This is a genomic window from Streptomyces sp. V3I7 (assembly GCF_030817495.1).
GTDB lineage: Bacteria > Actinomycetota > Actinomycetes > Streptomycetales > Streptomycetaceae > Streptomyces.
Genome location: NZ_JAUSZK010000001.1, coordinates 5526332 through 5541152, shown reverse-complemented (window position 1 = coordinate 5541152; position 14821 = coordinate 5526332). Strand labels below are relative to the sequence as shown.

At 70.3% G+C, this 14821-nt stretch carries 12 protein-coding genes; all 12 read right to left on the bottom strand.

All coding sequences use genetic code 11. From position 1 onward, the window contains the following. Nucleotides 1–3 precede the first annotated feature (3 nt). The 12 genes from QFZ74_RS25730 to QFZ74_RS25675 all read right to left on the bottom strand — a co-directional run bounded on the left by QFZ74_RS25730 (nucleotide 4) and on the right by QFZ74_RS25675 (nucleotide 14417). Nucleotides 4–1236 carry an MFS transporter gene (locus QFZ74_RS25730; RefSeq protein ID WP_307623209.1) on the bottom strand — a complete coding sequence of 411 codons (1233 nt, stop codon included), beginning with the start codon at nucleotides 1234–1236 and terminating at the stop codon, nucleotides 4–6. An 18-nt stretch (nucleotides 1237–1254) separates the two neighbouring features. Further along, nucleotides 1255–2562, bottom strand: coding sequence for an MFS transporter (locus QFZ74_RS25725; protein ID WP_307623208.1), 1308 nt, complete (start codon nucleotides 2560–2562; stop codon nucleotides 1255–1257). Then, nucleotides 2555–3886 (bottom strand): hypothetical protein, encoded by a 1332-nt coding sequence (locus tag QFZ74_RS25720; protein ID WP_307623207.1) that lies wholly within the window; start codon nucleotides 3884–3886, stop codon nucleotides 2555–2557. The genes QFZ74_RS25725 and QFZ74_RS25720 overlap by 8 nt, the downstream gene beginning before the upstream one ends. Before the next feature lie 16 nt (nucleotides 3887–3902). Beyond that, nucleotides 3903–4859, bottom strand: coding sequence for a prolyl aminopeptidase (pip, locus tag QFZ74_RS25715; protein ID WP_307623206.1), 957 nt, complete (start codon nucleotides 4857–4859; stop codon nucleotides 3903–3905). Nucleotides 4860–4884: 25 nt separating this feature from the next. Further along, nucleotides 4885–5844, bottom strand: coding sequence for a DMT family transporter (locus QFZ74_RS25710; RefSeq protein ID WP_307623205.1), 960 nt, complete (start codon nucleotides 5842–5844; stop codon nucleotides 4885–4887). After that, nucleotides 5841–7157, bottom strand: a complete 1317-nt coding sequence (locus QFZ74_RS25705; RefSeq protein ID WP_307623204.1) for a PLP-dependent aminotransferase family protein — start codon at nucleotides 7155–7157, stop codon at nucleotides 5841–5843. The genes QFZ74_RS25710 and QFZ74_RS25705 overlap by 4 nt, the downstream gene beginning before the upstream one ends. Then, complete coding sequence (locus QFZ74_RS25700) at nucleotides 7154–8065, bottom strand: phytanoyl-CoA dioxygenase family protein (RefSeq protein ID WP_307623203.1); 912 nt, start codon at nucleotides 8063–8065, stop codon at nucleotides 7154–7156. Before QFZ74_RS25700 ends, QFZ74_RS25705 begins: the two co-directional genes overlap by 4 nt. Further along, nucleotides 8062–9222, bottom strand: a complete 1161-nt coding sequence (locus QFZ74_RS25695) for an alpha-hydroxy acid oxidase (protein ID WP_307623202.1) — start codon at nucleotides 9220–9222, stop codon at nucleotides 8062–8064. The genes QFZ74_RS25700 and QFZ74_RS25695 overlap by 4 nt, the downstream gene beginning before the upstream one ends. Beyond that, complete coding sequence (gene hppD / locus QFZ74_RS25690; RefSeq protein ID WP_307623201.1) at nucleotides 9219–10319, bottom strand: 4-hydroxyphenylpyruvate dioxygenase; 1101 nt, start codon at nucleotides 10317–10319, stop codon at nucleotides 9219–9221. The genes QFZ74_RS25695 and hppD overlap by 4 nt, the downstream gene beginning before the upstream one ends. 16 nt (nucleotides 10320–10335) lie before the next feature. Further along, nucleotides 10336–12228 (bottom strand): APC family permease, encoded by a 1893-nt coding sequence (locus QFZ74_RS25685; protein WP_307623200.1) that lies wholly within the window; start codon nucleotides 12226–12228, stop codon nucleotides 10336–10338. Nucleotide 12229: 1 nt separating this feature from the next. Continuing rightward, nucleotides 12230–13804 (bottom strand): radical SAM protein, encoded by a 1575-nt coding sequence (locus QFZ74_RS25680; RefSeq protein WP_307623199.1) that lies wholly within the window; start codon nucleotides 13802–13804, stop codon nucleotides 12230–12232. 190 nt (nucleotides 13805–13994) lie between these two features. Continuing rightward, nucleotides 13995–14417: a YbaK/EbsC family protein gene (locus tag QFZ74_RS25675; protein ID WP_307623198.1), complete on the bottom strand. Its 423-nt coding sequence runs from the start codon at nucleotides 14415–14417 to the stop codon at nucleotides 13995–13997. Between the last annotated feature and the right edge of the window lie 404 nt (nucleotides 14418–14821).

Genomic DNA, 14821 nt, shown 5'->3' with positions numbered 1-14821 from the left:
GCGTCACTCCTGGGGAAGGGCCTGTACGGAGGGCGGGGCAGCGGTGTGCTGCCGGGTGCGCGGGGTGCGCGTGCACAGCAGGGCGACGTATCCGAGGGCGGCCAGCACGCCGAGGACGGCGCAGCCCGTCCACAGGGCGTGGGTGCCGTAGCTGTCGATGATCAGGCCGCTGGTCAGGGGGGCGACGAAGCCGCCGAGGGACCAGGACAGCACCATCACGCCCTCGTAGCGGCCGCGGGCGTGCGCGGGGGCCATCGCGGGGACCTGGGCCTCGCTGGTCGGTACGTAGACGATCTCGCCCAGGGTGTAGACGACGGCGGCGAGGCAGTACATGAGGACGGTGTCGGCGCGGGAGTTGAGGGCCGAGCTGAGTCCGACCAGCAGTGCTCCGGCGGCGAGGACCCAGCCGGCCGCGCGGTGCTGGGTGAAGCGGGTGACGGGGAGCTGGAGGGCGATGATCATGACGCCGTTGACGGCGGCGACGATGCCGTACTGGCCGGTGGTCAGGCCCGATTCGGCGGTGGACAGCGGCAGCGCCATGTGCCGCTGGGTGAAGATCAGCACGACCAGCAGGTTCAGCCCCACCAGGCACATGAACCGCCGGTCGCGCAGCACCTCCACCAGCGACACGCGCGGCGTCTCGGCGTGTCCCGCCGGGCTGGCGGTCGGCCGGGTCTCGGGGATCTTGAGGAAGCAGAGCACCGCGCAGAGCAGGGTGGTCGCCGCGTCCACCACGAACAGCATCACGTAGCCGGCGGAGGCGAGCACGCCCGCCGAGAGGGCGGAGACCGAGAAACCCAGGTTGAGCGCCCAGTAGTTGAGCGAGTAGGCGCGCGGCCGGGACGGGGCGGGGACGATGTCGGCGAGCATCGCCCCCACCGCGGGCTGCGACATCTTCAGCGCGATGCCCAGCGCGACGACGCACACCGCGATCAGCGCGGGCCGGTTGGCAAAGCCCAGCCCCAAGGTGAAGGCGGCGGCGCCGAGTTGGCCGGTCAGGAGCGTCGGGCGGCGCCCCCAGTGGTCGCTGAGCGAGCCGCCGAGCAGTGAGCCGGCGATGCCGCCGAGCCCGTACAGGGACACCATCAGGCCCGCGTAGGTGGCGGAGTAGCCGCGCTCCACGGTGAGGTAGAGCGAGAGGAACGGCATCACGAAGAGACCGAACCGGTTCACCAGCGTGGACGCCCACAACCACCAGAAGGCTCTGGGCAGTTGGGCACGCTCCTGCTTCGTCATGCGATCCATTCTGTGGGGTCAGGCCGCCGCCGGCACCGCGTGCGCCGCCCGCATGCGCGGCACCGGTGAGAAGACGACCCACAGCCACGCCGTGTTGAAGCCGATACCGAGCGCGATCAGGGTCCAGTGGAATCCGATCGTCTCGATGAGGCCGCCGCCGAGGAGCGCGCCGAGCGGCATCGGCCCCCAGGTGAGGAAGCGGTAGCTGGCGTTGGCGCGGCCCAGCAGCCGGGCCGGCGTGATGGTCTGCCGCAGGCTGAGGACGTGCACGTTCCACACGGACAGCCCCACGCCGCCGATGAAGAACGACACCAGCAGCACGACCAGGGAGAAGGTGCCCGGCTTCGACGCCAGGGGCATCAGCAGCGGGGCCGCGCAGATGGACATCAGCGAGCCGGTGACGAGCCGCCCGACCGCAATCGTGCGGGCGAGCCTCTCGGCGACGGTGGCCCCGATCAGCGCGCCGACGGCCCCGAAGCCGAGCGTGACGCCGATCAGCCCCGGGGACATGTGCAGCACGCGCGCGGCGTAGACGACGAACACCGTCTGCTGGGCGTTCCAGAAGAGGTTGTACGTCCCCGCCCCGAAGGCGAACGTGCGCAGGTACGGGCTGCGGAGCGTGAACCCGAGACCCTCGCGCATCTCCTTGAGGACGCTGCGGCTCTTCTCGCGCGGGGGCGGCCGCTCCTCGCGCCGCCGGATCGCGCAGAGCGTGACGACCGACACCGCGAGCGAGAAGCTGTTGGCGAGCAGCGCGAACGGCGCGGTCAGCAGCTGCACCAGGACGCCGCCGATGCCCGGGCCCGCGGCCTGCGCGAAGGAGGCGCTGCTCTCCAGCTTGCTGTTGCCGTTGGTCAGATGGTGGCGTTCGACCAGCGTCGGCAGATACGACTGGTAGCAGACGTCGAACAGCACCGTGCACACGCCGATGGCGAGGGCCGCCGTGTAGATCCACCACATGTGCAGCGCCCCGGCCTGGGCCAGCGCCGGGATGGTGCACAGGAGCAGCCCGCGGCCGATGTTTGCGGCGATCATGATGGGGCGCCGGCGGCAGCGGTCCACCCACACACCGGCGTAGAGCGCGAAGCCGATGAACGGGACGTACACCAGCGCGTTGAGGATGCCGACGGCGCCCGCGGAGGCGTCGAGGGCCAGCACGGCCGTCAGCGGCAGCGCGAGCTGGGTCACCTGCGTGCCCACCTGGGAGATGGACTCCCCCACCCACAGCAGCAGGAAGTCGCGGTGCCGCCACAGCGAGGAGACGCCGCCCGGCGTTGCCGTCTCCTTGTCGGTCGTACGTTCCTGATCCTCGCCCTGCTCAATCATGGGCGGCCTGCGAGGTGCTGAAGGGCGCGCAGACGGCGTGCTTGCCGAGGTGGACCTTGCGGCTGGTGTTGACGAAGGTGGCGTGGCCGCCCAGCAGGCTCCAGCCGTCCGGCTCGCGGTTGAAGATCGGGGTCAGCCGGACCCGGGCGCGCGGCATGGTGCACAGCACGTTGTCGCGCGGGTGGAGGAAGTTGATGTCGTAGCGGTCGCTGTCGATCAGCTCGGTGAGCATGTAACGGGTGTTGCGCACGTCGTCGCGGCCGGGGACGGAGCCGATGGCGGCCGCGTCCACGCTCTTGCGCCAGCGCGACTGGTCGCCGAAGAAGACACCCCGGCTGCCCCACGTGTACTCGGTGGCCTCCGGCGAGTCGAGCACCTTGAGGGCCAGCCCCTTGCCGCGGCTCTTCAGGCCCTCCATGAAGTCGGGGTCGGGGATCGGGTCGAGCAACTGGGTGTCGGGCATGCCCTCCCTGAGGATGTCGAGCGTGTCCCGCCCGATACGCCGGACCAGTTCGCCCTCCACCTCGGGGTCCCAGGCGAGGGAGATCAGCCCCTTGGTGCCGTAGCCGTGGAAGAGCGGGTTCACCAGCCGGTCGGCGCCCGCGATGATGCTTTTGCGGACGTCGGACTCGTACTGGCGGAACTCCTTGACGTAGCAGAACCGCCAGCCCACCCGGCGGCCGTCGTCCTTGAACTTCGAGAGGAACTCGACCTCGACGTCCCGGCCGAACTGCGTCTTCATACGCTGGGCGACGATGGCGAGTTCCGAGCGGTACATGTGGTATTGGTCGTCCAGCCAGATCCGCTCGAACTCGTAGCCCTCGAAGGCCTTGAACATCGGGTCGGCCGGCACCCCGTAGGCGAACTCGAAGGCGTGGGCCTTGCCGACGTTGCCGAAGACCTCCTCGATCTCGGTCAGCACGGGCTTGCCGTCGCGCACGACGACGTCCAGCCGGAACATCTGGATCATGCGGTCCAGGTCCAGTCCCCTCAGGCCCGGCAGGATCCCGATGTCGAGGTGCTCGCGGACGCGTTCGTGGCCCTCGGCGTAGAGCACCTGCGCCGCGTCGACGAGCTGGAACACCGCGCCGCCGAGCTCGTGGATGCGGCGGGTGAGGTCCTCGCCCAGCTCGAAGGCCTTCTCCGCGACCAGCCAGGGCACGGTGCCGTGGTCGGATCCGTAGAACTCCACGCCCTGCGCGACGAGTTCCTGGTGCGCGAACCGCGCCGCGGTCACGTCGCCCGCGTCGCCGTCCGCCAGGGTGTACCCGACGTCCGGGAGGTCCCGCAGCACCTTGTCACCAGCTCTGTCCTTGCCAGCCATGCCAACTCCCGGGAAATCAGGCCGCGAAGCGGTCGGTGGTCTCGATGGTGTGGTGCAGGATCCCCGGCTCGTCGTACGCGTGACCCGCGTCGTCCACGAGGATCAACTCGCTGCCGGGCAGCGCGCGGTGCAGGTCCCAGGCCGTCTTCGCCGGGCAGATGGCGTCGTAGCGGCCCTGGATCAGGACGCAGGGGATGTCGGCCAGCTTGCCCGCGTCGCGGATCAGCTGGCCCTCCTCCAGGAAGGCGCCGCTCGCGAAGTAGTGGTTCTCGATACGGGCGATGGCCGCGGCGAACTCCGGCTCCGTGAAGCTCTCCACGACCTCCGGGCTGGGCAGCAGCGTGAGGAGGACCCCCTCCCAGGCGCCCCAGGCCGCCGCGGCCCGGTGCCGCACCTCGGCGTCCGGGTGGTTGAGCAGCTGGTGGTACGCCCGCACGGTGTCACCACGGTCCTCGGGCGCGAGCGGCGCGAGGAACTCCTCCCAGCGGTCGGGGAAGAGGTGGTTGGCGCCGTCCTGGAAGATCCAGTCGAGCTCCTCCCGCCGGGCGGTGAACACCCCGCGGAAGATCATCTCGCTGACGCGGTGCGGGAAGGTCTCGGCGTAGGCGAGGCCGAGGGTCACGCCCCAGGAGCCGCCGAACACCAGCCACTTGTCGATGCCGAGATGGGTGCGCAGCAGCTCGATGTCGTCGAGCAGGTACGCGGTGGTGTTGGCGGCGAGGTCCACGTCCCCGTCCACCGCGTGCGGGCGGCTGCGGCCGCAGTTGCGCTGGTCGAAGACGACGACCCGGTACTTCGCCGGGTCGAAGAGCCTGCGGTACGTCGGCCGGCTGCCCGCGCCGGGTCCGCCGTGCAGGAAGAGCACGGGCTTGCCCTCGGGGTTGCCCGAGATCTCCCAGTACAGCTCGTTGCCGTCGCCGGCCGGCAGGACGCCGGTGACGTACGGTTCGATCTCCGGGTAGAACGTGCGCATGGGTCTCTCCCCCACTCGAAAGGTCTTAGTCGCTCGCGGAGTTGCGGACGACGCTGTCCGCGTCCGCCGCCCGGTCGTCCGGCTCCTCGGCGCGCGCCCCGGTGAGACGGGCGAGCAGTGCCGGGTTGGTCAGGACGACCGCGTTGCCGATCAGGATCAGAAGGACGCCGGCGCCGTCGCGGGCGGTCCAGTGGAAGTCCTCGAAGACCGTGGACAGGGCCAGGGCCACCACCGGGAAGAGCACGGTGGCGTACGCGGCCCGCTCGCCGCCGATCCGGCCTAGCAGACTCAGGTACGCCCCGAAGCCGATCACGGAGCCGAAGAGCGCCAGGTAGAGCAGCGAGCCCGTGTACGTCAGCGTCGTCTCGAAGGCCGCTCCGTCGCCGAGGGCCAGCGCGAACGGCGCCGTGAGCAGTGCCCCGTACGCCATGGAGTACCCGGTGCTCTGGATCACCGGGACGCCCGCCGCCTGCACCTTGCCGGAGACCACGTTGCCGAGGCAGAACACCAGCGTGCCGCAGACGGAGAGCAGGATGCCCTGACCGGTGCCCGAGGAGAGGCTGAAGTGCGCGAACTCCGGCCAGAACACGGTGCCGATGCCGAGCAGCCCGACGGCGCCGCCCACCAGTACCCGCCGGGCGATGGTGCGGCGGAAGAACAGCCGGGCGAACGCCATGTTCACCAGCAGCGACATGGCGAAGATGATCGACACCAGGCCCGTGGTGAGGTGCTGTTCGGCGAAGTAGAAGCACACGAAGTTGGTGGAGAACATCAGAGCGCCCATGAGGGCGAACTGCCCGTGCACCCGCGCCGGGTAGCGCAGCGGGAGCCCGCGCACCAGGGCCCAGGCGAGGAGTACGGCGGCGGCCAGGGCGAACCGGTAGGCCACCGAGGCCGTGGGGTGGACCTCGCCGAGCTGGCCCTTGATGGCCAGCCACGTCGAGCCCCAGATCACCACGGTGAGCGCGTAGAGCGCGGCGTTCACAAGCAGCTCCGCTGAAGAAGTTCCGTCAACCGCTCGGCGCCCTCGGCGACTTCGCCGGGGGTCAGATAGCTGAGCGAGAGCCGCATCTGGTGCAGTCCGCCGCCGTCCGGATAGAAGTAGGTCATGGGCGTCCAGATCACTCCGTGGTCACGGGCCGAGGTTTCCAGCAGCTCGTTGTCCGCGGGGACCGGGAGGGTCAGGGTGAGGAAGAACCCGCCCTCGGGCACGTTCCAGGAGATGCCGGCCGCCTCGCGCCGGCTCGGCGGCAGCAGCCGTTCGAAGGAGTCGAGGAGGACCGACAGGTTCTGCCCGTAGTGGTCGGCGGCGGCCTTGTTGACCTCGCGCAGCCGGCAGCCGTGGGTGAGAAGCATGCCGCCGATCGCCGCCTGGCTGAGCGCCGAGGTGTTGACCGTGACCATGCTCTTGACCTTGGACAACTGATCGGCGAGCAGGGTGCGTTCGCCTCCGGGCAGCCGTACTTCCTGGTCGGCCACCACGTAGCCGACGCGGGCGCCGGGGAAGCAGGTCTTGGCGAACGAGCCGAGGTAGACCACCCGGCGCCGGGTGTCGAGCGCCTTGAGGGTGGGCACGCGCGCGTCGGCCCGGGTGAAGAAGCTGTACGGGTTGTCCTCCAGCAGGAGCAGGTCGGCCTCGTCGGCGAACTCCAGGAGCCGGCGGCGGGCCGGGACCGACATGCGGGTGCCGGTGGGGTTGGCGAAGTCGGGGATGGCGTACAGGGCGCGTGGCCGCTTGCCCGCCGCCCGCAGCGCGGCGACGGTCTCGCGCAGTGCCACGGGGTCGACGCCGTCCTCGCCCTCGGGGACGGGGACGGTCTCGATGTCGAGGAGCCGGGCCGCGCCGGTGATGCCGATGTAGCAGGGCGAGGGCACCAGCAGCACGTCAGTGGGCTCGGCGAACAGCGCGCGCAGCGTGATGAACATGCCCTCCTGGCAGCCCACGGTGACGACGACGGACTCCGGGTCGGCCCGGATGTCCTCGTCGTTGCGCAGCGTGCGGGCCACCAGCTCGTGGATCTGGCCGTTGGTGCGCCCGTACTGGAAGAGCAGCGTGCGGACCTCGTCCGGGGTGTGGCCGGCCTCCTCGGTGAGGTATCGGGTGTAGGCATCCAGGTACGCGCCGATGCGCTCGACCTCGAACTGCCCCTCATGCGGGCGTCCCGGCCCGAAGGAGATCGCCCCGGGGTGGCGGGAGGTGACCTCGTTGAGGAAGTTCATGACCTCCATGAGGGGGTCGCCGAGGGAACCGTGCAGCTCGGCGAGGTCGAGGGCGAAGGGGCTCGTATCACCGCTCATCCCTGGTCCTCCCACAGCACGGGGGTGAAGTCGGGGTCGGTGTAGTCGGGGCGGCCCTGGGCGTCCTTGCGGACGAGCGTGTCGTTGTTGTAGACGAGCAGGTCGCCGCCGGCCAGGGTGAACGGCCGCCACTGGTTGGTGCGGTCCTGCAGATGCAGGGAGATGGCGCGGCGCGGGCGGTCGCTGCGGTTGTGGCCGCTGCCGTGGTAGGTGCGGCAGTGGTGGAAGCTGATGTGGCCCTTGGGGATCTCGACCGGCACCTTGCGCACGGTCGCGCCGTTGAACGCGGCGTTCTCCTCCAGCATCTGGTCGAGTTCGCCGCGGTCGCGGTCGGCGAAGTGGCGGGTGGTGGAGTCGTCGCCGCCGGTCTCCTTCCAGGTGTGGCTGCCGTCGACCATGGTGATGGTCCCCATCTGCTCGTCGCAGTCGTGGAAGGGGATGAAGGCCGTCAGCATCTGGTCGGAGGTGCAGGTCTGCCAGTAGTGCCGGTCGAAGTGCCAGGGCACGATGTTGCGGGCGTCGTCGGTGCGCGGCGGCTTGTGGATGAGGGTGCTGTTCCACAGCCGTATCTGGTCGGTCCGCGCGATGCGTGCGGCGACCGCGGCGATCAGCGGCTTGGCGAGGATGGACCGGATGGTGTCGTCCTCGTAGAAGATGTAGTCGTTGTGCCGGTGCACCTCGCCCTGGGACGGCTCCCAGTAGGCCAGGCGCGGCGGGCGGACGGGCAGGGTGCGGTCGCGGTGGCCGGCGTAGAAGCGGTCGCTGGCGGCGACCAGTGTGTCGACCTCCTCGTCGGTGAGGAGCTTCTGCGACAGGTACCAGCCGTGCTCCTGGTAGAAGCGGACGTCGTCGTCGGACGGCAGGAGGGCCTGCTCGGTGTCGGTGAGGGCGAAGCGTGAAGCGTTCATCGGGGGGTCGTGTCCCTGTCTGTGGGGGGAACAAAGGTCGGGTGCGGGCGGAGCAGGTCCCGGTCGATGAGGTCGAGGCGGGGGCGGCCGGACAGGGCCATGGCCTCCTCCAGCTCGTCGTGCAGCAGCGACAGCACGCGGGCGGCGCCGGGGGCCCCGTCCACGGCGAGGCCCCACAGGACCGGGCGGCCGACGAGGACCGCGCGGGCGCCGAGGGCGAGGGCCTTGAGGACGTCGGTGCCGCGTCGTACACCGCCGTCCACCAGCACCTCGCAGTGCTCCGGGACGGCGGCGACGACCTCGGGCAGCGCCTCCAACGCCGGGACGACTCCGTCGAGTTGGCGGCCGCCGTGGGTGGAGACGATCAGCCCCTCCACGCCGTGGTCGGCGGCCCGGCGGGCGTCCTCGGCGGTGAGGACGCCCTTGAGGACCAGGGGCAGACGGGTGAGCGAGCGCAGCCAGGCGAGGTCCTGCCAGGTGAAGGAGGCGTCGTGGTGCGCGGCGGCGTGCCGGGCGAGCAGCGACACGCCCTCCTGGCCGTTGTGCAGGCCCTGGGCGCGGGCGCCGTCGAGGTTGCTGGGGACGATGTGCGGCGGCAGGCCGAAGCCGTTGCGCAGATCCCGTTCCCGGCGCGCCATGCGCGGGGTGTCCACGGTGACCACCAGGGCGCGGTAGCCGGCCGCCTCGGCGCGGCGGACCAGGGCCTCGGTGACCTCGCGCCGGCGCAGGACGTACAGCTGGAGCCAGAGCGGGCCGGTCGCCGCGGCGGCGGTGTCCTCGAGGGTGGTGCTGGCGAAGGTGCTGGTGACCGTCAGCGCCCCGGTCTCCCCCGCCGCCCGCACCGTGGCGAGTTCGCCGTCGGGGTGGACCAGGCGGTGGTACGCCATGGGCGCCACCGCGACCGGGAGGGCGACGGGGCTGCCCAGCAGGGTGGTGGCGGTGTCGCAGCGGTCGACGTCGACGAGGACCCGGGGGCGCAGCGCGTAGCGGCCGTACGCCGCCCGGTCCGCGCGCAGGGTCGTCTCGTCGCCGCTGCCGCCCGCGATGTAGTCCCACACTGGCTTCTGGAGCCGGTCGCGGGCCGCCGCCTCGTAGTCGTGCGGGGAGAGCGGCGCGGTGGGGCCGGGTCCGCGCCGGTCCGCGATCGGGGTGCTCACCGGGCGCCCGGGGCGCCGACCGGCACGGCGGCTGAGGCGGTCGAGCGCTCCCGTTCCACTGCCTCGTACAGGGCCTTGATGTTGCCGCTGCCGAAGGTGCGGGCGTCGATGCGCTGGATCAGCTCGAAGAAGACGGTGCGCCGGGCGTACGGGGAGCGGGTGAAGACCTGCACGAGGTGGCCCCACTCGTCGCGGTCCACGAGCAGCCCCAGTTCCCGGAGCACGCCGGTGTCGATGTCGACGTGGATGCCGCGCTCGGCGAGGGAGGCGTAGTAGCCGGCCGGGGTGGACAGCAACTCCACGCCCCGGTCGCCCAGTTCGCGGGCGGTGCGCACGATGTCGTCGGTGCCGAAGGCGACGTGCTGCACGCCGGGGCCGTCGAAGCCGTCGAGGAAGTCCTGCAACTGCCCGCCCTCGTTGCGCGGGTCGGGCTCGACCATGGTGAAGGTGACCCCGCGGGTGGCGTCCTGGACGACCTTGGAGTCCATGGCCTGCCCGCCCACGACGATGTACTCGTCGTAGGTGTGCCGCAGTCCGAGGGCCCGCTCGTAGAAGCCGACCAGGGTGGCGAGGGAGCCGGGACGCAGGCACAGCGCGAAGTGGTCGACGGAGCGGAACAGGGCCGGTGTGGCTTCGGTCTCGTCGGCGAGAGGCAGAAAGCGGCCCGGCAGGAAGGGTCCCGCCGGGTCCTCGCGCTGGACGAGGGTGTGCACGAGGTCGTTGGTGACGGCGACGGTGGCGGTGGTGACCCGGCCGTCCGCGTCCTCGAACACCTGGGGCTCGGCGACGGCTTCGGCGCCCGCGGCCAGCGCCCGGGCGAAGTCGCCGGCGGCGTCGGTCGAGCGCAGGGCGACGTCGCGCACCCCGTCGCCGTGGCGGCGTACGAAGCGGGAGGCCGGGTGGTCTTCGTGGAGCGCGGAGGTCAGGACCAGACGTACGTCGCCGTGGGCGAGCAGCAGGGAGCGGGCACCGGCTAATCCGGTGGCCGGTCCGGCCTCGCCCACGAGGCGGAAGCCATAGGTCGTGCGGTAGTAGTGGGATGCCTGTACGGCGTCCCCGACGTAGAACTCGATGTGGTCAACGGCGTGCACGGTCACTTCGGTTCCCCTGTGGTCAGGATGTGGAGGAGGTGGGGGTCGCCTCGGCCGGGGCCGTGTGCGGGGCGGGTGTCTCCGAGAGCACTTGGTCCAGGTCATCGGTGCGGAATCCGCTGGCGACGGCCCAGCGGTGGACGAGCAGGGAGAGCGCGGCGACGACGACGTGGTCGGCCGGGAACGGCAGGGCGTGGTGGGTGCCCGGTCCGTACTCCCCGAAGTAGGACAGCGGAAGCAGCAGCAACAGCAGGGCGATCAGCCAGAGCGAGCACTGGACGTGCCGGCGCATGGTGCGGTCGGCGGCGGCCCACAGGGCCGCGAGGTAGAGCAGGACGCAGCCGGTCAGCGCGCTGCCGTACCGGGCGAAGCTCCAGCCGGTGTGCGGGGCGCCGTGGGAGGAGAGGAACCAGCCGCTCGCGGTGTTGACGTAGATCCATGCGCCGAGGAACGCGACGCTCAGTGGTACGGCCGTCTTCGAGGCGATCCAGCCGCGCTGCACCGCGGTGTGGACGGCGAACACCGGGAGCCCGGCGAAGACGGTCACCAGCAGCGTCACCAGCGTGGTGAAGCCGGACCAGTAGATGACGAGCACGCTGGCCACGAAGCTGGCCGGGGACCACAGGGCCGCGCCGCGCAGCCGGAAGGGGCGCGGCAGGTCCGGGGCCGTCCGGCGCAGCGAGGAGAGGCTGACGCTGCCCACGAGGAAGGTGAGGACGCCGGCCGCGGAGATGAACGACACCAGCTGGTACCAGCTCGGCGCGGGGATGAAGAACAGGCAGCCCACGGCGAAGCAGACGAAGGTGGTGGCGGCCGGGACGCCCCGCGCGGACAGCCGGCGGAACACCGAGGGCGCCGCGCCGTGGATGGCGAGGGCCTGGCTGACGCGGGCGGCGTTGCCGAGGTAGATCCAGCCCGCTCCGGCGGGCGAGAGGACGGCGTCGATGAGCAGGACGGTGCCGAAGGCGGCGAAGCCCGCGGTGCCCACCGCGTCGAGGGCGTGGAAGAACGGGCCGGACGCCCACACGCTGTTGTTGAGGCCGGCCCAGTCACCGGGGCGTACGCCGGCGTCCTGCCAGTCGATGGCTCCGATGAACGCGATCTGCAACAGGGTGTAGAGCACGGTCGGGACGGCGATGGCCACGATGATGGCGATCTTGGCGTCGCGCTGGGGGTTCTTCATCTCGCCGCCGAAGTCGAGGACTTGGCGGAAGCCGACGAAGGCGAAGGCGATGCCGGTGGCGGAGATGGCGTGCACGGTGCTCGCCCCGCCCATGGACAGGAAGCCGCCGCCCGCGCCGAAGTTGTCCCCCCGCAGCACGGTGAACAGGAGCAGGAAGGTCGCGACGGGGATGACGATCTTCCAGACGGTGACCCAGTTGGTGGCCCGGCTGAAGGTGCGGATGCCGACGATGTTGACGACGTAGAAGAGCACCATGAGGCCGATGGCCGCGACGATCCCGGTGGGCCAGGTCAGCATGGTGGTGCCGGAGGCCTGCTCGACGAGGTCCCACTTCGGGAAGCGGCTGCCGAGGTAGGTCATGACCGCCACGGCCTCCACCGCGGGGATGGAGAGGGCGAACAGCCAGGCGGCCCAGCCGACGATCCAGCCGGTGAAGGCGCCGTGGGTGAGGTAGGGGTAGCGCACCACGGTTCCCGTCATGGGGAGCATGGCGCCGAGTTCGATCCAGGCCAGGGCGATCACCATGAAGACCGCCCCGGCTATCAGCCAGGACACGATGGCCGCCGGGCCCGCGATGCCCACCGCGGACAGCACGGCGAAGAGCCATGCGGAGCCGATCTGCCCGCCGATGCTCAGCAGGATCAGCTGTCCGAGGGTCACCACCCGTCTCATGTGCCGTGCGCCGTCGGCCTGTTCGTCGGCCACCGGGGCGCCCGCTCGCTCGTCCCGCATGTCAGACCCCGCCGCCGATCACGATGCCGTGCTTGGTGGCGAGGGCGCCCATCTTCTCGACGTACTCGTCGACCAGTCCCGAAGTGACGTGCGGGCAGCAGCCGTTGACGAAGTCGTGGATCATCTCGTCCATGTCGAGCTCGTCGGCGGTGCGGTAGAAGTCGCGGCGGGACTCCAGATAGGCGCGGTCGACCTCCAGGCCGAACTCTGCGGCGCGGGCCTCGGCGTGCTCGGGGTGGGTGAGGTAGCGGTACGACTGGGAGCCCGGGATGGGGCACAGCGGGCCGAAGTCGAGGGCGGCGAACGTGGTGGGGTGGTCCTCCACGATGCGGGTGAGCGCCGCGTGGTTCTGCGCCATGATGTCGGGGGTGATCCCGAGGTGCGTCACCACGAGCCCCGCGGTGATCATGCCGCCGCGGTCGATGACCCCTTCCAGGGCACGGAGGTTGTGGTCCATGGGTGCGTGGTTGCGTCCGCGTCCGCCGATCGGCTGCTTGTTCATGACGCGCAGCGAGACGTCGGAGAGGCCGTCGAAGCCGATGAAGAAGTGGTCGACGCCGAGCTGGTTGACCAGGATGTCGATGCGCTTGGCGCCGGTGGCGAAGGCCTCCGCGCGGGCGTAGCCGAACATCTTCGGGCGCTCCGCCGGCGGTATGCCGAGGTACCAGGCGGGAGGGTTCGCCGCCATGGCGCGGAGCATCCGCCAGAGGGTGAGCGGGAGTTCGTCGGCGGTGATGTAGAAGTAGTTGAAGCCCTGGCGCCAGACGTTCTCCAGGATCCGCCAGGCGCGTTCGGCCTCGGGCGCGATGATCTCGCGGACGCCGGGGATGATGCCGCAGAAGTCGCAGGCGTTCAGGGGGACGCCCTCCAGGCGCTCGCCGGCGAACTTCACACAGCCGCGGCCGATGTCGACGACCTGGCTGCGCAGTTCGCGGTCCCGCATGAAGAAGTACACCTGCTGCTGGCCGTCGAGATAGTGCTTCTCGTGCGGCATCAGAGTGTCGACGAGGCCGTAGTCGACGAGGGGCAGCCGGTGGTATTCGGCGGGATTCTCCGGGTTGCGGTGGACCGTTCCGGTGCTGTCCCGGTAGACGAGTCCGGCGTAGTCCATGGCCGGGCGCAGGGTGCCGGTGAGCCGGTCGGAGACGAAATCGGCGAAGCCCTCTACGACATCGTTGCCATAGAAACCGAAGTCGACGACGGGCTGATTGGCCATCACCCGGTCGTAGAGGGCGGAGAAATGGTCGTTGCCGAGGACGACCTGGATGTCCGGGTTGATGGCCTTGGCGCGCTTGGCCAGGGCGATGGACGCGCCGTAGTTGGCGGTCAGGACGCTGAAGCAGAGCGCCGATATCCGGTGGGCGTGGAGGTCGATGAACTCCTCGAGGGCGGCGTTGCTGTGCACGGTGCCGTCGAAGTAGCCCAGGCGCTGGTTCGTTCCTTCGAGCTTGGGCTTCAGGGCACTCATCAGCGTCAGGAGGCCCAGGTTCGGATAGATCGACGTGTTCGCGCTGGAGGTGTGACGTGAGGTGTCGTTCGCATTGACGAATAAGACATGGCGTATGTCTTCGGGCATGCCAGAACCACCGCTCTCATGCATAAGGGCAGGACTACGGATGGACTTCGAAGAACTTCGAACGGGCTTCGCACGGGGCACACGTGAAACGGCCGGAACGGCCAGTGCGATGAATGGAGTTGTCTCGGCCGGCTTTGTGCTCGCTGAATCTCACACGCCGGGTATCAAGCGCGTCCGGTCATGCCGTGGGTCACTCGTCGGCGACCACGGCCGATTCCCCTCCGGTCAGTTTCAGCAGTTCCGTGTACGTCGTACGGAAAACCGTGTGCGGCAGTCCGGCGCCGGCCCACACGTGCTCGAATTCACCGAGGGCGACGTCCACCAGCGTACGAATGGGCCGGGGATGTCCGACGGGCGCGACCCCGCCGACCTCCTGTCCCGTGACCTCGAAGACGAACGCGGGGTCGGCGCGCTTGATCCTGCCGCGCCCCACGTCCAGGATCCGGGCGATCAGCCGGGTGTCCACGCGATGCGCGCCGCTGGTCATCACCAGCAGGGGCTCGCCGTTGACCGAGAAGACGAGGCTGTTGGCGATCGCGCCCACCGGGCATCCGAGCTGTGCGGCCGTCTCCGCCGCGGTGGGCGCCGGGGCCGGCAGCTCGACGATGTCCACGGAACTTCCGTTCTCACGCAAGACGGCGCTTACGCGATCCACCCTTTCAAGCACGACTGACTCCAGGTACACGCGGTTCGAACACAGGATTCCGGAACGCCGGACAGAACTGCGACAGGGGCGCTTTCACGACACCGGGACGGCGCGACAACCGGTTCAGCAGGATCCCCCACGCTCGGTGGAGTCGGTGATTCCCGAGGGCGACCGACCCCATCACGTCAATCACGAGCCGTGACCGTAGCCGAAACGTCCAGGTGGGAGCAACCGAGGACATTCGGCCACCCGGGTGAGTACGGCCGACCCGGCCGAGCCCGCCCGGAAGCCTTGCGGGACCTGGCAAGCAAGGCCGGACAGCACCCGGCGGAATACAGCCAATCTCGTCATTCACCGGCCCGGCGGCATCA

Bases quoted from the DNA above. Each gene is read 5' to 3' on its own strand.
- QFZ74_RS25730 (WP_307623209.1), bottom strand. From the start codon at position 1,236: ATGACGAAGCAGGAGCGTGCCCAACTGCCCAGAGCCTTCTGGTGGTTG.
- QFZ74_RS25725 (WP_307623208.1), bottom strand. From the start codon at position 2,562: ATGATTGAGCAGGGCGAGGATCAGGAACGTACGACCGACAAGGAGACG.
- QFZ74_RS25720 (WP_307623207.1), bottom strand. From the start codon at position 3,886: ATGGCTGGCAAGGACAGAGCTGGTGACAAGGTGCTGCGGGACCTCCCG.
- pip (WP_307623206.1), bottom strand. From the start codon at position 4,859: ATGCGCACGTTCTACCCGGAGATCGAACCGTACGTCACCGGCGTCCTG.
- QFZ74_RS25705 (WP_307623204.1), bottom strand. From the start codon at position 7,157: ATGAGCGGTGATACGAGCCCCTTCGCCCTCGACCTCGCCGAGCTGCAC.
- QFZ74_RS25700 (WP_307623203.1), bottom strand. From the start codon at position 8,065: ATGAACGCTTCACGCTTCGCCCTCACCGACACCGAGCAGGCCCTCCTG.
- QFZ74_RS25685 (WP_307623200.1), bottom strand. From the start codon at position 12,228: ATGCGGGACGAGCGAGCGGGCGCCCCGGTGGCCGACGAACAGGCCGAC.
- QFZ74_RS25680 (WP_307623199.1), bottom strand. From the start codon at position 13,804: ATGCCCGAAGACATACGCCATGTCTTATTCGTCAATGCGAACGACACC.